This window comes from Mesorhizobium sp. M0522, from assembly GCF_040321085.1.
GTDB lineage: Bacteria > Pseudomonadota > Alphaproteobacteria > Rhizobiales > Rhizobiaceae > Mesorhizobium.
On the sequence record NZ_JAMYQW010000007.1, the window covers coordinates 132,855 to 154,534 of the forward strand.

General features: G+C 64.3%; 18 protein-coding genes. 10 read left to right on the forward strand and 8 right to left on the reverse strand.

Annotated features, from left to right (window positions below):
• Positions 1–6: 6 nt before the first annotated feature.
• A complete protein-coding gene (locus NKI58_RS11470) occupies positions 7–1,968 on the reverse strand; it encodes a hypothetical protein (protein ID WP_352787092.1) in 1,962 nt (653 codons plus the stop codon).
• A 570-nt stretch (positions 1,969–2,538) separates the two neighbouring features.
• On the opposite strand from NKI58_RS11470, the gene dnaK reads away from it, so the two are divergent.
• The 6 genes from dnaK to NKI58_RS11500 all read left to right on the forward strand — a co-directional run bounded on the left by dnaK (position 2,539) and on the right by NKI58_RS11500 (position 8,204).
• Positions 2,539–4,455, forward strand: coding sequence for a molecular chaperone DnaK (gene dnaK / locus NKI58_RS11475; protein ID WP_023679851.1), 1,917 nt, complete (start codon positions 2,539–2,541; stop codon positions 4,453–4,455).
• 213 nt (positions 4,456–4,668) lie between these two features.
• Positions 4,669–5,799 (forward strand): molecular chaperone DnaJ, encoded by a 1,131-nt coding sequence (gene dnaJ, locus NKI58_RS11480; protein WP_023679852.1) that lies wholly within the window; start codon positions 4,669–4,671, stop codon positions 5,797–5,799.
• Between the two features lie 117 nt (positions 5,800–5,916).
• Complete coding sequence (gene pmtA / locus NKI58_RS11485) at positions 5,917–6,522, forward strand: phospholipid N-methyltransferase PmtA (protein WP_352787090.1); 606 nt, start codon at positions 5,917–5,919, stop codon at positions 6,520–6,522.
• 60 nt (positions 6,523–6,582) lie between these two features.
• Entirely contained in the window at positions 6,583–7,179 is a 597-nt protein-coding gene (locus tag NKI58_RS11490) for an NADPH-dependent FMN reductase (protein WP_352702057.1), read from the forward strand.
• Positions 7,176–7,889 carry an orotidine-5'-phosphate decarboxylase gene (gene pyrF / locus NKI58_RS11495; protein ID WP_352787087.1) on the forward strand — a complete coding sequence of 238 codons (714 nt, stop codon included), beginning with the start codon at positions 7,176–7,178 and terminating at the stop codon, positions 7,887–7,889. The genes NKI58_RS11490 and pyrF overlap by 4 nt, the downstream gene beginning before the upstream one ends.
• A gap of 27 nt (positions 7,890–7,916) precedes the next feature.
• Positions 7,917–8,204, forward strand: a complete 288-nt coding sequence (locus NKI58_RS11500; protein ID WP_023679856.1) for a DUF1330 domain-containing protein — start codon at positions 7,917–7,919, stop codon at positions 8,202–8,204.
• Here NKI58_RS11500 and NKI58_RS11505 read toward each other — a convergent pair.
• The 6 genes from NKI58_RS11505 to NKI58_RS11530 all read right to left on the reverse strand — a co-directional run bounded on the left by NKI58_RS11505 (position 8,201) and on the right by NKI58_RS11530 (position 14,695).
• On the reverse strand, positions 8,201–9,259 hold the full coding sequence (locus NKI58_RS11505; protein ID WP_352787085.1) for a D-alanine--D-alanine ligase family protein: 1,059 nt from the start codon (positions 9,257–9,259) through the stop codon (positions 8,201–8,203). The genes NKI58_RS11500 and NKI58_RS11505 overlap by 4 nt on opposite strands.
• 268 nt (positions 9,260–9,527) lie before the next feature.
• Complete coding sequence (locus NKI58_RS11510) at positions 9,528–10,409, reverse strand: SMP-30/gluconolactonase/LRE family protein (protein ID WP_352787083.1); 882 nt, start codon at positions 10,407–10,409, stop codon at positions 9,528–9,530.
• Positions 10,409–11,047 (reverse strand): 2-dehydro-3-deoxy-6-phosphogalactonate aldolase, encoded by a 639-nt coding sequence (locus NKI58_RS11515; protein WP_023679860.1) that lies wholly within the window; start codon positions 11,045–11,047, stop codon positions 10,409–10,411. Before NKI58_RS11515 ends, NKI58_RS11510 begins: the two co-directional genes overlap by 1 nt.
• Positions 11,044–11,994 (reverse strand): 2-dehydro-3-deoxygalactonokinase, encoded by a 951-nt coding sequence (locus NKI58_RS11520; RefSeq protein WP_502897012.1) that lies wholly within the window; start codon positions 11,992–11,994, stop codon positions 11,044–11,046. The genes NKI58_RS11515 and NKI58_RS11520 overlap by 4 nt, the downstream gene beginning before the upstream one ends.
• Positions 11,994–12,761, reverse strand: a complete 768-nt coding sequence (locus NKI58_RS11525; RefSeq protein WP_352571548.1) for an SDR family NAD(P)-dependent oxidoreductase — start codon at positions 12,759–12,761, stop codon at positions 11,994–11,996. Before NKI58_RS11525 ends, NKI58_RS11520 begins: the two co-directional genes overlap by 1 nt.
• A 131-nt stretch (positions 12,762–12,892) precedes the next feature.
• Positions 12,893–14,695, reverse strand: a complete 1,803-nt coding sequence (locus NKI58_RS11530; protein WP_352787080.1) for a GtrA family protein — start codon at positions 14,693–14,695, stop codon at positions 12,893–12,895.
• Between the two features lie 129 nt (positions 14,696–14,824).
• Here NKI58_RS11530 and NKI58_RS11535 point away from each other — a divergent pair, with 129 nt between their 5' ends.
• From NKI58_RS11535 to NKI58_RS11550, 4 genes are all read left to right on the forward strand, one after another.
• Positions 14,825–15,832 carry a glycosyltransferase gene (locus tag NKI58_RS11535; protein WP_352787078.1) on the forward strand — a complete coding sequence of 336 codons (1,008 nt, stop codon included), beginning with the start codon at positions 14,825–14,827 and terminating at the stop codon, positions 15,830–15,832.
• A gap of 8 nt (positions 15,833–15,840) precedes the next feature.
• Positions 15,841–16,215 (forward strand): GtrA family protein, encoded by a 375-nt coding sequence (locus NKI58_RS11540; RefSeq protein WP_352787077.1) that lies wholly within the window; start codon positions 15,841–15,843, stop codon positions 16,213–16,215.
• 217 nt (positions 16,216–16,432) lie between these two features.
• Positions 16,433–17,374, forward strand: a complete 942-nt coding sequence (gshB, locus tag NKI58_RS11545) for a glutathione synthase (RefSeq protein ID WP_023679866.1) — start codon at positions 16,433–16,435, stop codon at positions 17,372–17,374.
• A 168-nt stretch (positions 17,375–17,542) separates the two neighbouring features.
• On the forward strand, positions 17,543–19,072 hold the full coding sequence (locus NKI58_RS11550) for a YifB family Mg chelatase-like AAA ATPase (protein WP_352636259.1): 1,530 nt from the start codon (positions 17,543–17,545) through the stop codon (positions 19,070–19,072).
• A gap of 253 nt (positions 19,073–19,325) precedes the next feature.
• Here the strand turns inward: NKI58_RS11550 and NKI58_RS11555 are convergent, their stop codons facing one another.
• On the reverse strand, positions 19,326–21,497 hold the full coding sequence (locus tag NKI58_RS11555; protein WP_352787074.1) for a malate synthase G: 2,172 nt from the start codon (positions 21,495–21,497) through the stop codon (positions 19,326–19,328).
• Positions 21,498–21,680: the final 183 nt, after the last annotated feature.

The window sequence follows — 21,680 nt, forward strand, 5'->3', positions numbered from 1 at the left end:
CCCTCCTCACGGCTCGCAGCTGACGGCTGGGGTTCTGAGCCGCAAGGTCATCTTGCAGCAAGGGTAGTAGCCACCCTTGTCGCTATCGGACTGCCTGTAGAAGCAGAGCCCGACATCGACCATATCGCCAGGGTAATGGCCGGTGATGCCGATCGTGTATGGCGCGCCGGGCGCATGCGACAGAGGTGAAGTCACCCCAACGCCAGGCGTCCTGGACAGAGCCTTGATCGAATCGCCGCCAAAGCCGGCATGGTCATGGAGATAGAGATCGGCCTCGAGGCCGGAGGGCGTGCAGAAATACCTGACATCCTCGATATCGAGGCAAGGAGGCAGATTGCCGGGGGGCGGAAAGTCCGGCGGATAGAACGGTGGCAGATAGCCGCCCGGCACCTGCTCGTAATAGCCGGCACGGCCTTCGCAGGGGCGCCAGACCTCGACGTCGCCGACATGGCCTTCGACTTCCGGGTCTTCGAAATAATTGTCGAAGTCGACGAACCACGAGCCGAAAGGCGGCATGTTGACCGGCTTGACCAGTGCCGTCGGCGTGATTTGCACGCCGTGCACGGCGAGCGGCCCGCCGGCTGCGAGTTGTTCGGCAAGCTCCGGGTTGTCGCGCAACTTGTCGCCGGTATCGACCAGCGTGTCGGTGCAGACGCCGGTATCGAGATTGCCTTCGGCATCGTAGCCATATTGCAGGTCGAGGCCGCCGGCCGACTGTCGGTTGTCTTGCGGGAAGCCGACCGCATATTCCTGCGGCACTTCCACCCAGGCCGATTCCGTCGCCGGATCGTCCGGATTTTCGCGCCAGTAGCGGATGACCTCACCCTTGCCGGAATCGGCGAACTGGCTGTAGTCGTAGCGGTTCTCCACCGGGCCGCGCTGGGCCAGGTACATGAAGCCCTCGTTGTCGAAGGCGATGTCGGTGACCGCGTAATCCTTGTCGGCCTTGACCGTCAGTTCCCAGCGCGGGTCGCCGGCGAAACTGCCGTCGCCGGCAACGCCCACCGACCAGATCTCCGCCTTATCACCGACCGAATAATAGAGCCGGCCGCCACGATAGGCGACCGACCAGACGCGGCGCTCGTCCTGCGTGTAGCCCCAGCTGTCGGGGTCCTCGCTGTCGAAGGCAGCACCCTGGATGTCAATCACCGAGCCGTCGTCGGCAAGGGCGGCAAGCCCGTGCGCCGGGCGGCCGGCTATGCCGTGGTCGAACGTGTCGAGCAGCGCGCCATTGGCGTCGATGCGGTGGATGAGGCCGGTGTCGAGATCGCTGGCGAAGAACTGGCGGTGGATATTGTCGAAAGTGACGTCGCCGATGCCGGGACCGCTATTGGCGTCGATATCGGCGAATTTCGAGACGGCGCCGGTGATGCCGTCGATCTTCCAGATCGTTCCGGGGCCGCCGCCGTTTTCGGTGCCGAACTGGCCGTCCATGAAGACCGCGTCAGCCGTGCCGCGGCGCTGCCGCTCCGGCCGGCCGTCGGCGTCGCCGTCTGGCGTGACTATGCGGATGCCGTGCAGCGACGTGGCGCCGGCATAGAGGTTTGGAACGGCCGATGGAACGCCGTCGCGCACGCCGTCGTCGTAGGTGATGCCGAACACCTGGCCGATTTGCCCGGCCGTGACCTCGAACGGTGGCGGGGTGAAGACCAATTGGCCAGACGCCGGCCCGCCCAGCCTTGAGACGTCGAAGATGCGCAAGGTCGCGCGCGCCGTGTCGATAAAGGTTTCGTCGACGGGATCGACGCCCGGCGGCAGGCCTTCCTCGAAATTGGGAATGATGGTGCCGGAGAATCCGGTCACTGCCATCGAGCCGGGATAGATGATCTGAGTTTCCTGAGCCTGGGCCGAGCCACCGAGCCAGAGCCCAGCGGCGAGCGCCAAGATCGACAATCCGCTGGCAGCCTGGATGGCGCGGCGCAAACGGCCGGCACGAGAGCGCACGAATGCGCCGTGGTCGCAAGACATGGATCTCCCCCCACAGGTCATGGGAGAAACATCCGGTCCCGGCGCGCAAATCAGGGCAGGGCGCGGCGTTCCGGCACGTTCATCCCTGATCGAATTGTCTGCTTTCCTCAACGTCACGGTACGCCTGCGTCCGCGCAGGGTCAACGGAACCAGCGAAAAGCCCAGCGCATCGACCCGGTCCCGAAGGCGATGGTCGCGCTGAGCTCCTGCTGTTCCCGGAGACCATGGAGCCTCTGGATCTGTGGTCATGGGGCTTTCCTTTCCGGGCCGCACCACGCGGCACCTGAGCGTCAGTCGCGGGGCGAGGCGGAAAGGTTCATGGGCCGGGGGCCGGGCTGGCTGGATCACCGCCGGAAAATACGGGCCTGCCGGTCCCGAATCCGATCAACCGCGATGAATGGTGAACGCCTTGCGCAGAATGCTTGCGCGCCACGCAGCCTGTTCTTATATACGCGCCAAGCCGTCCAGCGCCGAATGCCGGTTGCCGGAGCGGAATTTCTTGTGAACAGGGGCTTTCGTCGGAACGCCTGTACGGGTCCTGAGAGCCTGCTTAGCGGAGAGATTAGAGAAATGGCAAAAGTAATCGGTATCGATCTGGGAACAACCAATTCCTGTGTCGCCATCATGGACGGCAAGGAATCCAAGGTCATCGAGAATGCGGAAGGCGCGCGCACGACTCCTTCCATCGTCGCCATCAACAGCGACGGCGAGCGCCTTGTCGGCCAGCCGGCCAAGCGCCAGGCGGTCACCAATCCTGAGAACACCATTTTCGCGGTCAAGCGCCTGATCGGCCGCCGCTACGACGATCCGGTGACGGAGAAGGACAAGAAGCTTGTCCCCTACAAGATCGTCAAGGGCGACAATGGCGACGCCTGGGTCGAGGCCGGCGGCAAGAAGCAGTCGCCTAGCCAGATCTCGGCGATGATCCTGCAGAAGATGAAGGAAACGGCGGAGGCCTATCTCGGCGAGAAGGTCGAGAAGGCGGTCATCACCGTTCCGGCCTATTTCAACGACGCCCAGCGCCAGGCGACCAAGGATGCCGGCAAGATCGCCGGCCTCGAAGTGCTGCGCATCATCAACGAGCCAACGGCGGCCGCGCTTGCCTATGGACTGGACAAGAAGGAAGGCAAGACGATTGCCGTCTATGACCTTGGCGGCGGCACGTTCGATATTTCGGTGCTCGAAATCGGCGACGGCGTGTTCGAGGTGAAGTCGACCAATGGCGACACCTTCCTCGGCGGCGAGGATTTCGACATGCGTCTGGTCGAATATCTGGCGGCCGAGTTCAAGAAGGAACAGGGCATCGACCTGCGGAACGACAAGCTCGCCCTTCAGCGCCTCAAGGAAGCGGCTGAAAAGGCCAAGATCGAGCTGTCGTCCACCACGCAGACCGAGATCAACCTGCCCTTCATCACCGCCGATGCCACCGGCCCCAAGCACCTGACGCTGAAGCTGACGCGGGCGAAGTTCGAGAGCCTGGTCGAGGATCTCGTCCAGCGCACGATCGATCCTTGCAAGGCGGCGCTCAAGGATGCCGGCCTGAAGGCCGGCGAAATCGACGAAGTCGTCCTGGTCGGCGGCATGACCCGTATGCCCAAGATCCAGGAGATCGTGAAGCAGTTCTTCGGCAAGGAGCCGCACAAGGGCGTCAACCCGGATGAGGTCGTCGCGTTGGGCGCCGCTATCCAGGCCGGCGTGCTGCAGGGCGACGTCAAGGACGTGCTGCTGCTCGACGTGACGCCGTTGTCGCTCGGCATCGAGACGCTGGGCGGCGTGTTCACGCGGCTGATCGAACGCAACACGACGATTCCGACAAAGAAGAGCCAGGTGTTCTCCACCGCCGAGGATTCGCAGTCGGCGGTGACCATCCGCGTCTTCCAGGGCGAGCGTGAAATGGCCGCCGACAACAAGGCGCTCGGCCAGTTCGATCTGGTCGGCATCCCGCCTGCGCCGCGCGGCGTGCCGCAGATCGAGGTCACCTTCGACATCGACGCCAACGGCATCGTCAACGTCTCGGCCAAGGACAAGGGCACCGGCAAGGAGCACCAGATCCGCATCCAGGCGTCCGGCGGCCTTTCGGACGCCGACATCGAGAAGATGGTCAAGGACGCCGAGGCCAATGCCGAAGCCGACAAGAAGCGGCGCGCGCTGGTCGAGGCCCGCAACCAGGCCGAGGCGCTGGTGCATTCCTCGGAGAAATCTCTGAAGGAATACGGCGAGAAGGTTTCCGAGGCCGACCGCACGGCGATTGCCGATGCGATCGCGGCGCTGAAGACCGCTGCCGAAGGCGACGATGTGACCGAGATCGAGGCCAAGACGCAGACGCTCGCCGAAGTCTCGATGAAGCTCGGCCAGGCCATGTACGAGGCTTCGCAGAAGGAAGCCGCCGAGGCCGACGCCAAGGCTGATGCCGCCAAGGACAGTGACGTCGTCGATGCCGACTTCGAGGAAATCGACGAAGACGACGAGAAGAAGAAGTCGGCCTGAACCGCCTGACGGTACAGGTAAGGGAAAAAGCCCGGCGCACAGCCGGGCTTTTTTGCAACCCTTTGCCGGAAAAACGCTGAGCTGCCCGAAAAAATGCGGACAAAGCCTCGTAGACACTGGCATCGCGGCTCCATCACACCTAAATCGGAACAGCGTGCCGGCAAACGACGCAACGATGCTTCAAGACGTTGACTATCCGGACTGCGGGAAAACATGAAAGCTGATTTTTACGAAACGCTAGGCGTGCAAAAGGGCGCCGACGAGAAGGAGCTCAAGAGCGCTTTTCGCAAGCTCGCCATGCAGTTCCATCCCGACCGCAATCCAGGCGACCATGCCTGCGAGCACAAGTTCAAGGAAATCAACGAAGCCTACGAGACACTGAAGGACCCGCAGAAGCGCGCCGCCTATGATCGATTCGGCCACGCCGCCTTCGAGCACGGCGGTATGAATGGCGGGGCGCAAGGCTTTGGCGCCGGCGGCTTCGCCGACATTTTCGAAGACATTTTCGGCGACATGATGGGCGGGCGCCAGCGCCGCTCGTCCGGCGGCCGCGAGCGCGGCGCCGACCTGCGCTACAATATGGAAATTACGCTGGAAGAGGCATTTTCCGGCAAGACCGCGCAGATTCGGGTGCCAGCCTCGATTTCCTGCTCGGAATGCTCGGGCAGCGGCGCCAAGCCTGGCACCCAGCCCGTCACCTGCTCGATGTGCAACGGCCACGGCAAGGTGCGCGCCACGCAAGGCTTCTTCTCGATCGAGCGCACCTGCCCGCAATGCCAGGGGCGCGGCCAGACCATCAAGGATCCGTGCCCGAAATGCGCCGGCCAGGGCCGTGTCACCGAGGAGCGCTCGCTGTCGGTAAACATCCCTGCCGGCATCGAGGATGGCACCCGCATCCGGCTGGCCAATGAGGGCGAGGCCGGCCTGCGCGGCGGCCCGTCGGGCGATCTCTACATCTTCCTCGCGGTCAAGCCGCACGAATTCTTCCAGCGCGACGGGGCCGATCTTTATTGCAAGGTGCCGATCTCGATGACGACGGCAGCGCTTGGCGGCTCGTTCGAGGTGACGACACTGGACGGTACCCAGACGAAGGTGAAGGTGCCGGAAGGCACCCAGAACGGTCGCCAGTTCCGCCTCAAGGGCAAGGGCATGCCTGTGCTGCGCCAGCCCAATATCGGCGACCTCTACATCCAGACGGTGGTTGAGACGCCGCAGAACCTTTCGCGCCGTCAGCGCGAATTGCTGGAGGAATTCGAGCAGCTTTCCTCAAAGGACAATTCGCCTCAGTCGAGCGGATTTTTCGCCCGCATGAAAGACTTTTTCGAAACGTTCGGCGAGCACTGAAGCTGATCCCTGGAGAACGCTTCCCGAGCGTCATCAACACCTTATCCGGGGATTCGCGTTGTCTTGCACCTCGTAACTGCTAAGTAGCATGCGAGGGAGCGTTGAGGAGGACTTTCAATGACGCGTAGTCCCGGACTGCGAAAGACGCTGGCGGAAAAGTTCGACGACGAGCTGAAGTTCTTCAAGGGCTGGATCGACAAGCCGAAGGCGGTCGGTTCGATCGTCCCGACCAGTTCCATCACCGCAGGCAAGATGGCCTCGATCGTCGATCCGACATCCGGCCTGCCGGTGCTCGAGGTCGGGCCCGGTACAGGCGTCATCACACGCGCCATCCTCGCCCAGGGCATAAAGCCTGAGAATCTCTACGCGGTCGAATATTCCACTGATTTCGTGCGCCATCTGCGCCAGCTTTATCCAGGCGTCAACGTCATCGAGGGCGACGCCTTCAATCTCGACGCGACGCTTGGCGATAAGCGCGACCTGATCTTCGATTCTGTGATATCGGGCGTGCCGCTGCTCAATTTCCCTGTCGCCCAGCGCATCGCCTATGTCGAGAGGCTGCTCGACCGTATCCCGGCGGGCCGGCCGATCGTGCAGCTGACTTACGGGCCGCTGTCGCCGATCCCGCCGGGCCGCGGCGACTATACGGTCGAGCATTTCCATTTCGTCATCCGCAACATTCCGCCGACGCAGCTTTGGATCTACCGACGCGGGGCCGCATGAATTGAAGCGTTGGGTTTGAATAGCACTTGTCTTATACCCATCGGGTGACAAGGCAGACCCATGGCTGTGATCCCGAAAATTCTCGTCGTCGCCGGTTCGGTGCGCAGCGGCGCCTATAGCGGCAGGACCGCCGACGTGGCACAGAAGGAACTTGCCATGCAGGGCGCCGAGGTGACCCGCATCTCGCTCGCCGACTATCCGCTGCCGATCCTCGACCAGGATTTGGAAAAGGACGAAGGCATTCCCGAAAACGCCGTCAAGCTCGGCCGGATGATCGCCGCCCATGACGGGCTGCTGATCGCGACGCCCGAATATAACGGCTCCATTCCGCCGCTGCTCAAGAACAGCATCGACTGGGTGAGCCAGCTGCGCAAGGATGGCGGCCGGACGTTCAGGCCGCTTGCCGGCAAGGTCGCCGGCCTCTGCTCGTCTTCCAACGGACCCTTCGGCGGGATACGCTGCATCAACCATCTGCGCGCCGTTCTGGTACGCTGCCGGATGGAGGTGGTGACACCGGAATGTTCGGTGCCGGAGGGCGGCAACGCCTTCGACGACGAGGGCAAGTTCAGGGACGAGAGACTACGCCAATCGATGGAGCACCTATGCCGAACGCTGATCGAAACCTCGCGCATGCTGTCGACGCGGATCGAGGCATGATCCCGGACGCCCCGCATGCCGACACGATGCAGGAAAGGCTGATCGTCGGCCTCGACCTGCCGACGCTGAAGGAAGCCGAGAAAGCGGTGCGCGAGCTCGACGGGATCGTCTCCTTCTACAAGATCGGTTACCAGCTCGCCTTTGCCGGCGGGCTCGACTTCGCCCGCGAGCTGGCCAGCGGCGGCACCAGGATCTTTCTCGACATGAAGCTGCTCGACATCGACAACACGGTGGCCAAGGGCGTCGAAAACATCGCCAGGATGGGCATGAGCATGCTGACCATCCATGCCTATCCGAAGACGATGAAGGCGGCGGTCGAGGCTGCCAGGGGCAGCGACCTTTGCCTGCTCGGGGTCACCGTGCTGACCTCGATGGACGAGCAGGACGTGATCGACGCCGGCTATGAGTATGATCCGCATACACTGGTGCTGAGGCGCTCCGAGCAGGCGCTGCATGCCGGCATGGGCGGCATCGTCTGCTCGGCCGAGGAAGCTGAGGCGGTGCGCCGCATCGTCGGCCCCGACCTGGCGGTCGTGACGCCGGGAATCCGGCCGAAGGGCAGCGACCATGGCGACCAGAAGCGGGTGGTGACGCCGGCGCAGGCGATCCGCAACGGCTCCAGCCATCTCGTCGTCGGCCGGCCGATCGTCGGCGCGGCCGACAGGCGGGCGGCGGCGGAAGCGATCCTCGATGAAATGCGCTCGGCCTGACGCCAGGAATTAACCCGGAGAAAAGCCATGCCCAAGGGATACTGGATCGCTCGCGTCGACGTGCGCGATGCGGAAGGCTACAAGGACTATGTCGCAGCTGCCAAACCGGCCTTCGACCGCTTCGGCGCCAAGTTCCTGGCGCGCGGCGGCGCGCATGAGAAGGCCGAGGGGCCGGGCCGCGACCGCAACGTGATCATCGAGTTTCCGTCGCTTGCGGCGGCGCATGACTGCTACCACTCGCCCGAATACCAGCGCGCCGTCGCGATCCGCCAGAAGGTGGCCGAGGGCGAAATCGTGCTGGTCGAGGGGATTTAGGCGAGAAGCCGGTTCGCCGCTGCCTCCGCCATCGCATCGGCGAGGCTCAAGCCCCATTGCTGGCGACAGTAATCGCGGAAATCGAAGCAGGGCAGGCCGGGGCAGACCTCGAACTCGATGGGGTGGATGCTGTCGTCGGCTTCGACCCGGAAATCGATGGAAAACACATCCCGCAGGCCAAGCCCGACCATCAGGCGTTCGGCGATGCGACGGATTCTTGCATCGGCTTCAGGCTGGCTGCCGGCGACCGGCAGCAGCACCGGCTCGGTATATTTTCCCGCAGCTTTCGCCGCTGCGCCGGCATCGCCGTAAAGCGCCAGGCTGTCCTGCATTGTCTGGAAGTCGCCGCCCGAATCGACAAAGGCGATGCCCAGCGCCTCGACGCCGGTATCCGGCCTCAATCCGAGAAAACTGGCGCGCGCGTTGCGGCCGGCGACATAGGGCTGGACGATGACATCGTCGCGATAGGCGGCGAAGACGCGCCGGCTAAGCTCCAGCGCGTGGCCGAGATCGTGGCAGTGCGAATCCGGCCAGATGCCGATCTTGGCGCCGAGCCGGTTCGGCTTGACGAACCAGCCGGCGGGCGAAGCCGGCGGCGCGACCAGCCAGGCGCCGTCACGGGCAAGGCCAGCCCGCGGCACCGGCAGGCCAAGCGCGCCGAGCACGGCGCCGGACCGGAACTTGTCCTGACAGAGCGCGAACGACGCATCGTCGGCGCCGATCGCCTTCAGGCCATTCAGCCGTGCCAGAGCTGGTGCGGCGCCGCCACGGAAATAGGCAATGCCGTCGGTCAGCGTCCAGACAAGCGTGGTCTTCGGGTCCTCGCCGCCGAGAACGCTTGCGGCATCGTCGAGCGCCAGCGGTGCGAATGACAGGCCGCGCTTTTGGCAAGCGGCGGCAAGTGCGTCGAATTCAGCAGCGAAGTCGGTCGATTGCGCCAGATAGGAGGCAATTTCGGCGGCACGCTTCGGCACGTGGTTATCGGCAACCAGCCGATCGAAGCAGGCCTTTTCCGGCTCGTAGACAAGGATCAGCTTCGGCTTGCGGCTTGACATGATCGAACGATTTCCCGGGCAGCACGATTGCTAGAGCAATTCCAGGAAAAGTGTGAAACGGTTTTCCGTCCGGAATTGCGTCAAAACAAAGAGATAGAGCGGTTCAGCGTTCCCGCGAAACGATGAACCGTTCTAGCATCGCACGGCGAATGCATTCGGCTTTCGCGGAACCGACGTCAGCCGAATGCCTGCACGACAGCAACGGCGCCATCTTCCTGTTTGACCATGATCTTTTCCGAAAACCGGTTCCCACTTTTCGGGATCATGGTCAGCCAATCAGCACACGCGGCTCGAAGCGACCATTGACTGGAATGTCGAGCATGAATGTCATGCCGGCTTGCGGGTCGAGCAGGCGCTGCTTCTCGCTCTTGCCCGACCAGGCGGAGGTGACCGCCAGCCGGTCGGCATTCCTGCCGACGAAAGCCGGACAGGAAGGCTGCGTCGCCGGCATCGCCACCGAACGGACGAGCTTGCCGTCGGGTCCATAGGCTTCGACGACGCTGCCGCCCCAGCAGGCGTTCCACAATATGCCGTCACGGTCGAGCACCGAACCATCGATATAGCCCTTGGCCGAACGGTGGTCGACGAAGACCTTCGGTTCGCCAACCGGCAGTCCGGTCGCCGGATCGCAGCCGACGCGCACCAACAGGCCGGTGCTGGTGTCGGTGTAATAGGCAATGGTCCCATCCTCGGAAAAGCAGATCGAGTTGGGCACAGTAATGTCGGCATAAAGCCGGCGCAGCTCGCCCTTGAAGAACCAGTAGATCGAACCGGCACCCTTCTCCTCGCCCTTGCCCATTGTGCCGACCCACAGCGCGCCGCAAGGGTGAACGCGTGAATCGTTCGAGCGGGTGACCGCATTGTCGGCCTCGATCGGCGTATGCAACGTCAGCTTGCCGGTCGCGACGTCGCGGACATGCAGGCCGGTCTCGGTGGCGATCAACTGGCGCCGGTCGTCGACGATGGCGACGGCGCTGGCCATCTGGCCGAGCTCGTGGACCTTGACTGCACCGCCGGACAGGAGCTTTTCCAGGAGCTGGCCATTGACGATGTCGAACCAGTAGAGCGTGTCGGTGGCAGGGTCATAGCTTGGTCCCTCCCCGAGTTGGCAGACATGGTCGGAAAAAACCGAAACAATGGTCTCGCTCATCATGCCACTCCAAACGCCGCGTCCCAGGCCTGAACTGCGGCTTTCGCTCGCGCTGCCACTTCGTCGACGCTCATGCCCGGCTTGAACAGGCTGGAGCCAAGACCGAAGACGCTGACGCCGGCTGCCTTGTAGCCGGCAAAATCCTTATCCGAAACGCCGCCGACCGCGCCGACCAGCACACTGGCCGGCAGCACCGCGCGCATCGCCGAAATGCCTGCCGCGCCAAGCACGCTCGCCGGGAAGAATTTCAGTGCCGAGGCGCCGAGCCGGATTGCTTGAAATGCCTCGGTCGGCGTGAACACGCCGGGCATCGTCACCATGCCGTAGTGCATGGCACGGCCCATGACCTCGGCATCGATATTGGGGCTGACCAGCAGCCGCCCGCCGGCCTTGTGCAGGCCGTCGACATCGGCGGCGCTGAGCACCGTGCCGGCACCGACCAAGGCTGTTGGAGGAAGCGCTCCGACAATGCTGGCGATGGAGGCGTAAGGATCGGGCGAGTTGAGCGGCACCTCGATCGCTTCGATACCGGCGCCGAAGATCGCCTGGCCGATCGCCACCGCCTCGCTTGGCTTGAGGCCACGCAGGATGGCGACCAGACCCCGCTCGAGCTTTGGAAAAGGTGCGGTCTCTGTCATGCGGCAACTCCATTTCCGGCGATCATGCCATTTTCGCGCGCGGCTTCGGCAAGACCGGCACGCACCGCCTCGTCAGCGTCGACCACCCTGACCGCGAGCCCGGCAAGGCCGAGCGCGTCGGCATAGAGCGTGCCAAGTGCGCCCGACGCGATCAGCACGACGGGCACGGCACTCGCCCCATAACGGCGATTTGCCGAAGCGATCTCGCCGCCGATCAGCAGGCCGGACAGGCACGCGGCGGCATCCTCGGGCTTCAGATCCTGCAGCAGGCTGGCGGCGCGGATCGAGAACAGTCCTGAACCGATGTCACCGCCTTCGGCCAACGCCTTCAGGCACCACTCCCGGAAAAATGGATTTTCGGCGGCAACCGGCTTCGGCGGCTCGCCCAGCGAATGGCGCAGGATCGAGTGCGCGGCCAGCACCGAAAACAGCTCGCCGGTCGGCCAGGTGCCGAAACCGGCAACGGCACCGTCCTCGACCAGCACCCATTTCGAATGCGTGCCGGGCATGCAGACGAGGTGGCGCCCCTTTGCCGGCAAACCGGCGCCGGCGAGCTGCGTTTCCTCGCCGCGCATGACGTCCGGGGCGTCGGCCAGACGCTGGGCAAGGCCGGGCACGATGCGGATGTCGCGGCGCTGGCCGGGGATGCGGGCAGCGCCGGCGAGAATAGCGCCGATCGGCGCCGGCACGCTGACATAGGGCGCCTCCAGCCAGCCCTGGCGCGAACCGGCCATGCCGCAAATGATGACCGGCAGCGCCTCGGCTGCGCCCAGGGCAGCCAGATGCCCTTCGAGAATGGACGAAAATCCTTTAGCCTGGGCGGTGATCAGCCCGTCATCGCCGCGCCGCTCGGCGAGAACCTTGCCGGCGCCGTCGAGCAGCCAGACCCTCATACGGGTGGTGCCCCAGTCGACGGCCGCGACGGAAGCTGCCTTGCTCGATGAGATCACAGGAACCCCCCATCGACGATCAGCATCTGCGCGGTCAGCATGCGTGAGGCATCCGACGCCAGGAACAGCACAGTGCCGACAATGTCTTCCGGCTGCATCACCTCTTTGATGCACTGTTTGGCGACATGAGCGGCGAGCGCTTCTTCGGTGACCCAGAGCTTTCTCTGCCGCTCGGTGATCACCCAGCCGGGCGCGATCGCGTTGACGCGGATGCCGTCGATGCCGAGCTTGCCGGCAAGACCCTTGGTGAGGCCGACGATGCCGGCCTTGGCGGCGGTATAGGCCGGCATATCGGGATGGTTGATGAGAAACGAGGTTGAGGTGAAGTTGATGATCGATCCGCCGCCGGCCCGCTTCATGCCCGGCGCCACCGCCTGTGCGCTGAAGAAATGCGGGCGCAGGTTGATGGCATGATTGTTGTCCCAGAACTCCACCGTGACGTCTTCCACGGCATGACGGTCATCCTGCGCGGCATTGTTGACCAGCACGGTCACGTCGCCATGCGCCTCTGCAGCTTTGCCCGCCGACAGCCGCAACGCCTCGATGTCGCGTATGTCGGTCTTGAGATAGAGCGGCCGCCGGCCCAGCTCCTTCTCTAACCGATCGGCCAGCGCCAGGCTCGGACGGTCGGCGATATCGATGAAGGCGACGTTTGCCCCCTGGCGGACAAAGCCTTCTGTCAAGGCAGCGCCAATGCCGGAGCCGCCGCCGGTGATCAGCACCGAAGCGCCTTCGAGATCGGCAAAGCGCGCCGATGGCATCATGAATTCTCTCCCGGTCCAATGATCGCGGTCTGGCCGGCGCGCATCCTATCCAGCCATGTCGGGCGGGCAAGGGCGAAAGCGTGGATTGTCGGGACTTATGTCCGACAAAAGGCCGCATGGCCGCCGATCGATCAGCTGTCCGGCCGGACGCGGTACAATTCGACGGCGGCTCCGCTGGTCCCGGCAACCGGCTCAAGCCATTCCGGCACGCTGCCGCGCATCAGCCCGGCAAGAAAGCCTGCCGGCGCCTTGGCTGCGAGGAGCTTGCTTTCGGCGCTGCCGGGGCACAGCGCGACGAGGCCGACTTGATGATCCGCCACGACCGTCCTGGCATCGGCATCGGACCCAAGGAAGGCATCGAGCGCCAGCAGGTTGCCGGCGACGTTGCGATGATAAGGCCCTGCGAAGACGTGATGTCCGGAATAGGCCAGGATAGGCGATCCGAGATTGGAAATTGCCAGTACGGTGGTGCCTGGCAGGCGGCCAAGCGCCGCAAAGGAGGCCATGCGCTGGCAAGCGACATCGGCGCCGTCGCCATTATCGGCGGCGGTATTGCTGTCCTCGAAGGCGACCGAGGTTGCCGCGGCAGCCCCAGTCCAGACGGCATTCACCGAAACCAGCCAGACGGCGGCCATGCGCAGCGCCACGCCACGCGACGGGCTGGCCTCGGCCCGTTGACGCCATTTGGCAATCCAGGCGGCAAGCGGGATGACAGCGAAGGCGATCGAGAATGTCGAACCGCGCACCTGCCAGGCACTGACGATGAAGGCCACGACAAGCAGCGCGCCGACAAGGCTGTCCTGCCGCCGCCAGCCGCCACGGCCAAGGCGAAGCGCCATCAGCGCGAGCGCGATGAGCGGCGTGGCATAGCGCGCCACCACCCCGGCCGGATCTTCAGCGAGCAGCTTGAACAGCGACTGCGCCTCGTCGATGTGATCAAGCCATAGCTCCTTGAGGCGCGGATCGAGGTTGGCATAGGGCGCTGCCAGGCATTGTGGGAACAAAAAGACGATGACAGAGGCCAATAGCAGGGCAAGCAGGCCAAGCGAGGCGATGCGCCGTTGGCGCGTGCGGCCGGCGGGCTCGACCGACGCTATCGCCGCAAGGCCGGTTCCGGCAATCCCCGCGACGACGAACTGCACGGTCGAGAAGGCGTCGCATTGCGCCTGACCCCAGGCGGACGGCGCAATGGTGGCGACAAAGACGAGAGCGGACGCGCCGGCAAAGCCGAGGCCGAAATCCCTGGCGATCAGCCTCTCGCCATTGGCGCCGAGGGCGAACAGCATGGCAACAGAGGCGCCGATGGTGGCCACATAAGGCGCGGTCTCCATGCCGACGGCCAGCATCAATCCGGCGCACAGGCCGGAGAGCAATGCCGCCGGCCTACGCGTTGGCGCTTCAAGCAACAGGCTCAGGCTGGCCATGCTCAGCATCAGCTGGACATTGTGGTGATCGAGCGCGCCAGGCGAAAAAATGCCGAGGAAATACAGTGCGGCAGCGCCGATCACGACAGCGGGCAGCACGGCGCTGTCACCGGCAAAGCTGCGCGCGGCGCGAGCCGTGAAAAATACGGTCAGGCAGAAGAGCAGCGCCGGCCACAGCACTTGCGCAACATTCTCGGCAAAGGCCGCGCTGCCGGTCAGGGCCGATACGGCCATGATGATAGCGGCGATCGGCGCATCGACCAGCCGCGACCAATGCATGACGAAACCGCCTTCCAGGCCCATCCTGTACTGGTGGAGATCGAACCAGCCCTGGCTGGCCAGCATGTCGCGAACTTCGACGAGGCGCAGCAGATTGTCGTTGTCGCCGCCGGCATTGGTCAGTGCCGGGAAGCCGGCAAAGGCATTGACGGCAAGCGCCAGCACCGTGGCAAGCAGCGCCAGCGCGATATCGGACCTCCAAATGGAGGCGCCATCGTCGGCTGTGCTCATATCGGGACCTTTGGAAGGAATACGGGGCGGTTTAAACCTAGCCTTAACAGCTTCAATAAATAGTAAAGCCGCCCGAGCGAGGCCGGCGCTTGAGCGGTCAGGGGCCTCACAGGGCATCCGGAGACGAAAATGCCACAAGAAATGCGCCATGAGCCGAGCATCGCCGTGCTCCTGCCTTGCTACAATGAGGAGCTGACGATCGGCGAAGTGGTGCGGCGCTTTCGCGAAACGCTGCCTGCCGCCGCGATCTATGTCTACGACAACAATTCGCGCGACCTGACCGCGCTCCGAGCCCGCGCCGCCGGCGCCATCGTGGTGCGCGAGCCGCGCCAGGGCAAAGGCAATGTCGTGCGCCGCATGTTCGCCGACATCGAGGCCGACATCTACCTGATGGCCGACGGCGACGGCACCTATGCGCCGGAGGACGCGCCGCAACTGATCAACACGCTGCTGACCGAGCGCTCCGACATGGTGGTGGGCACCAGGCGCGGCGTCGCCAACGACGCCGGCAGGACAGGCCACGCCTTCGGCAACCGCATCTTCAACAGCCTCTACAAACGTTTGTTCGGTTCGGACTTTACCGATATCTTCTCGGGTTACCGCGCCTTCACCAGGCGCTTCGTCAAGAGTTTTCCCGCCGTTTCCGGCGGTTTCGAGATCGAGACCGAAATGTCGGTGCACGCCTCGCAGCTCAAATTGCCGGTCAGCGAGATCGGACTCGACTATGGCCGCCGGCCGGAAGGCTCCTCGTCGAAGCTGTCGACCTTTCGCGACGGCGCGAAGATCCTGTGGATGTTCGCCATGCTGATGAAGGAGACGCAGCCGCTGCGTTTCTTCGGCGCTTTTTCGGTGTTCTTCCTGGCATCAAGCCTGTTTCTGATGGCGCCGGTGCTGATCGAGTTCGCCGAAACCGGGCTTGTGCCGCGCATGCCGACCTGGGTTCTGTCGGTCGGCCTGCTGCTGCTGTCGATGCTGGCGGCGGTGACCGGGGTGATCCTCGATTCGGTGTCGCGCGGCCGAGCCGAGCAGAAGCGCATCTTCTATCTGTCGATGCCTTCCGGCCGCGTCGAACGCGAACGCGCAATTGCGCTCGCGACTTTGAAGACCGGACCGCGCAAGACCCCGCGGGCGGCTTAGAGCCCTAAATGGGACGCCTCGCCCGCTTCATTGTCGCCGGCGGCATCGGCTTCGTCGCCGACGCGGCGGCGCTTTGGCTGGTGTTGGCGATAGCGCCGCTTGGCCCCTTGGCGGCTCGCATCATCTCGATCGGTTTTGCCCTGTCCGTCACCTGGCTGATCAACCGCCATCTGACCTTCTCGCCTTCCAGCCGCGGCGTCGCGCAAGAGGGCGCACGCTATGGCGGCGTCGGCATTGCCACCAGCCTCGTCAATTATCTCGTCTATTGCGCCATGCTGTTCACGCTGCCGATGGTGTCGCCGCTCGTCGCCCTTGCGGTCGCCTCGCTGGTTGCCATGGCGCTGTCCTTCCTCGGCTATTCCAAGCTGGTCTTCGACCGCTGAACGCACATCGCGTTGGGATCTGCGCCAAGCGAAGCGTAGCCTCATCGTGACCTTGGCCGATTGGCAGAAGCCGCCGATTTCCTTATATCGCTGTCGTCAATGCATCGGCCCGAAAATCGGAATCGATTTTCGGAAAGCACGATGCATGGATTCAAGAAATGTTGGAGCGTACTTTGTGCGTCCAAGTGGATCGCTCCAAGTGCGCCGGAGAGCTGCCATGCCCCTGAAAGTCGCCGTCCAGATGGACCACATCTCCACCGTGTCGGTAGCCGGCGACACGTCGTTTGCACTGTCGCTGGAGGCGCAGCGGCGCGGCCACCAATTGTTCCACTACACGCCCGACCGGCTGTCGCTGCGCGACGGCAAGGTGTTTGCCCGTATCGAGGCGATGCAGGTCCGCGACGAGAAGGGCAATCATTATTCGCTGGGCGAAGAAGTCCGCACCGATCTTTCGGAGATGGACGTCATCCTTTTGCGGCAGGATCCGCCCTTCGACATGAACTACATCACCACCACGCATATTCTCGAGCGCATCCATCCGAAGACGCTGGTGGTCAACGACCCGGCCTGGGTGCGCAACAGCCCGGAAAAGATCTTCGTCACCGAATTTCCCGACCTGATGCCGGACACGCTGATCACCAAGGACCCTCTCGAGGTCGCAGCCTTCCGCAAGGAGTTCGGCGATATCATCGTCAAACCGCTCTACGGCAATGGCGGCGCCGGCATCTTCCACCTGCACGAGGCCGACCGCAACCTCGCCTCGCTGCTCGAAATGTTCGACCAGTTGTTCCGCGAACCCTACATCGTGCAGCGCTACCTCAAGGAGGTGCGGGCTGGCGACAAGCGCATCATCCTGGTTGACGGCGAGCCTGTCGGCGCCATCAACCGGGTACCGGCCGAGCATGATTCCCGCTCCAACATGCATGTCGGCGGCCGCGCCGAAAAGACCGAGCTGACGGCGCGCGAACGCGAGATCTGTGCCCGCATCGGCCCCGCGCTGAAGGAGCGCGGCTTCATCCTTGTCGGCATCGACGTCATCGGCGACTACATGACCGAGATCAACGTGACCTCACCGACCGGCATACGCGAAGTGCAGCGCTTCGGCGGCGCCGACATCGCCAGCCTATTTTGGGATGCCGTCGAGGAGAAGCGCAACTAGCGTACATTGCTTCTGGAAGCGGCCGCGTTCCGGACCATTGCAGCCGTGGCGCTCAGCTGTTCCCCAAATGTTCTTGCCTTCGCCGGAAATCTGTGGTTGTCTCCGGTGACGCCGTTCGCGGCATGATCGCAAAGGCTTGGGGCAAAAGCCTGCATCCGGGGTGAAGACATGGTGGCGCGGGTTCGCACGGTTGCTTTCCAGGGCATCGAGGCCGTGCCGGTCGACGTGCAGGTGATGATCGCGCCGGGCAAGGTCAACATGCACATCGTCGGGCTGGCCGACAAGGCTGTAGCCGAAAGCCGCGAGCGGGTGCAGGCAGCGCTGCATGCATCCGGCCTGTCGATGCCGTCGAAGAAGGTCACCGTCAATCTGGCACCCGCTGACCTGCCCAAGGAAGGCAGCCATTACGATCTGCCGATCGCGCTCGGGCTGATGGCGGCGCTCGGCGCCATTCCGGGCGACATGCTGGCCGGCTATGTCGTGCTTGGCGAATTGTCGCTCGACGGCACCATCGCGGCGGTGGCCGGCGCGCTGCCGGCGGCGATCGGCGCCAATGCCGAAGGCAAGGGCTTGATCTGCCCGTTCGCCTGCGGGCCGGAAGCGGCCTGGGCCGGCAAGGATTTCGACATATTGGCGCCGCGCAGCCTGATCGCCATCGCCAATCATTTTCGCGGCACGCAGGTTCTGTCGCGGCCGGAAGCCGGCATCCATGCCTCGGCGCGCGACCTGCCCGATCTTGCCGACATCAAGGGCCAGGAGACCGCCAAGCGGGCGCTGGAGGTGGCGGCGGCCGGCGGCCACAATCTTCTGATGGTCGGACCGCCGGGGTCGGGAAAGTCGATGCTGGCGCAGCGGCTGCCGTCGATCCTGCCGCCGCTGGCGCCCAGGGAATTGCTCGAAGTCTCGATGATCGCCTCGGTGGCCGGCGAACTCGGCGAAGGAAAACTCACCGACCGGCGGCCGTTCCGCGCGCCACATCATTCGGCCTCGATGGCGGCGATGGTCGGCGGCGGTCTGCGCGTGCGGCCGGGCGAGGCCTCGCTTGCCCATCACGGCGTGCTGTTCCTCGACGAGTTCCCCGAATTCTCGCCGCAGGCGCTCGATGCACTGCGCCAGCCGCTCGAGACCGGCGACTGCATGATCGCGCGCGCCAATCATCGCGTCACCTATCCGGCGCGTATCCAACTGGTCGCGGCGATGAACCCGTGCCGTTGCGGCATGGCCGGCGAGCCGGGCTATCGCTGTCTACGCGGCGATCGCTGCCGCACCGACTACCAGGCGCGCATTTCCGGCCCGCTGCTCGATCGCATCGATCTCAGGATCGAGGTGCCGGCGGTCTCGGCCAGCGATCTGATCCGGCCGGACCGGGCGGAGAAAAGTGCCGCCGTCGCACTACGTGTTGCCCGCGCCCGTACGATCCAGCGCGAGCGCTTCGAGCGGCTCGGCGCGACCGCCACCACCAACGCCCATTGCTCGCCGTCAGTCATCGAGGAGATCGCCATGCCCGATGCCGCCGGCCTGTCTCTGCTCAGGGACGCCAGCGAAAAGCTTGGCTTTTCCGCGCGGGCCTATCACCGCGTCCTGAAGGTGGCGCGGACCCTGGCCGATCTCGAGGCCAGCGAGACGGTCGGCCGCATCCATCTGGCCGAAGCGATTTCCTACCGCATGAGCTCGGAACGGATGGCACAAGCGGCGTAGCGTTTTTCCCTCCCCCTCGAGGGGAGGGTGGCCGCGAAGCGGCCGGGTGGGGTCGCCGGTGAGACGCTCGGCCTGTCGCATTTCGAAACCGGCCGAGGTGCGGAGCGTTGCGATGCTCCTCCTAGGGCGCACCGTCAGAATTGGGTTGGCGCACTGCATTGGCGACCCCACCCGGCCCTTCGGGCCACCCTCCCCTCAAGGGGGAGGGGGACGCCGGCGCTTACCCTTGGCCTGCGTGCATCGTGCTTTCGGTTCAGCCGTTATCCCGCGCCTTCAGCTCCAGCCGCCGCGCGTGCAGCACTGGCTCGGTGTAGCCGTTGGGTTGCACGCGGCCTTTGAAGACCAGGTCGCAGGCGGCGAGGAAGGCGATGGACTTGTCGAAATCCGGCGCCATCGGCCGGTAGAGCGGATCGCCTTGGTTCTGGCGGTCGACGATCGCCGCCATGCGTTTCATCGTCTCCATGACCTGCTCGGGCGTGCAGACGCCGTGATGCAGCCAGTTGGCGATGTGCTGCGAGGAGATGCGCAGCGTGGCGCGGTCCTCCATCAGACCGACGTCGTTTATATCCGGCACTTTCGAACAGCCGACGCCCTGGTCGATCCAGCGCACGACATAACCCAGAATGCCTTGCGCATTGTTGTCGAGTTCCTTCTGGATGTCTTCAGGCGACCAGTTCGGCCGCCTTGCTACCGGCACCGACAGGATGTCGTCGAGCTTCGCCTTCGGCCGGTTCTTCAGCGCCGCCTGGACGGCATGGACATCGACCTTGTGGTAGTGCGTGGCGTGCAGTGTCGCCGCCGTCGGCGACGGCACCCAGGCGGTATTGGCGCCGGCCTTGGGATGCACGATTTTCTCGGCCAGCATCGCCGCCATCAGGTCGGGCATCGCCCACATGCCCTTGCCTATCTGGGCGTGGCCGGCCAACCCACATTCCAGCCCGATGTCGACGTTCCAGGCTTCGTAGGCGGCAATCCAGGCGGCCTGCTTCATGTCGCCCTTGCGGATCATCGGGCCGGCCTCCATCGAGGTGTGGATCTCGTCGCCGGTGCGATCGAGGAAGCCGGTGTTGATGAAGACGACGCGTTCTTTCGCGGCGCGGATCGCCTGCTTGAGGTTGACGGTGGTGCGCCGCTCCTCGTCCATGATGCCCATCTTGATGGTGTTTTTGGCCATACCGAGCAGCGCTTCGACGCGGTCGAAAATCTCGACGGCGAAGGCAACTTCGTCGGGCCCGTGCATCTTGGGTTTTACGATGTACATCGAGCCGGCGCGAGAATTGGCGCGGCGCCCGTTCACGCCGATGTCATGCAGCGCGATCAGCGCCGTCAGCGCCGCATCCATGATGCCTTCCGGCACCTCGTTGCCGTCGCGGTCTGATATCGCCGGATTGGTCATGAGGTGGCCGACATTCCTGACCAGCATCAGCGAGCGGCCGGGCAAGGTCAGCGTGCCGCCATCGGGCGCGGTATAGGCGCGGTCTGGGTTGAGCCTGCGGACAAAGCTCTTGCCGGCCTTGGTGATCTCCTCCGCCAAGTCGCCCTTCATCAGGCCGAGCCAGTTGCGGTAGACCAGCACCTTATCTTCGGCATCGACGGCCGCCACCGAATCCTCACAGTCCTGGATGGTGGTCAGTGCCGATTCCAGCACGACATCGGCAATGCCGGCCGGATCGGTGCGGCCGATCTGGTTGTTGTGGTCGACAACGATTTCAATGTGCAGGCCGTTCTTGGTGAGCAGCACGGCTTCGGGGTCGGCGGCATCGCCGCGATAGCCGGCAAACTGTCTGAGGTCGGCAAGCGTGGTGGCGCCGGCACCCTCGCCCAGCCGCAACATGCCATTGGCGACCGAAAGCCCGTTGACGCCGGCCCATTTGCCTGTGGTGAGCGGCACCGCCTCGTCGAAGAAGCTTTTCACCCAGGCGACGACCTTGGCGCCGCGCGCCGGATTGAATTTGTTGCCTCGCTCGGCGCCGTCCGTCTCCGGGATGGCGTCGGTTCCGTAGAGCGCATCGTACAGCGAGCCCCAGCGCGCATTGGCGGCATTCAGCGCATAACGCGCGTTCATCACCGGCACCACCAGCTGCGGCCCGGCGACCGAAGCGATTTCCGGGTCGACATTTTCGGTCGTCACGCTGAAGGCCGGCCCCTCGGGCAGCAGATAGCCGATCTCGCGGAGGAAGCTCGTGTAGGCCTCCATGTCGACGGGCGCGCCATTGTCGCGATACCAGCGGTCGAGCTTGTCCTGCATGGCATCGCGCTTTTCGAGCAGCGCCCGATTTTTTGGCGAGAGATCATGGACGATGGCCGAAAAACCGTTCCAGAATGCCTCCGCCTCGATGCCGGTGCCCGGCAGCGCTTCGTTCACGACGAAATCATGAAGCTCGCGGGCAATCCGCAATCCGGCGATCTCGACGCGATCGGTCATCAGGGCTTCTCCAAGGCGAACGGCTAGGCCGGGCCTTTGGCATGTCACGGTGGCAGGGTCAATTCAGCTTAGGGTGAAGGTAGGGCGTTTTCGCTGCCGATCTCCCCCTTGAGGGCCCCTTGTGGGGGGAGATGGCCGGCAGGCCAGAGGGGGTCGCCTCGCGTGGAGTGCAACCTCTTCTTT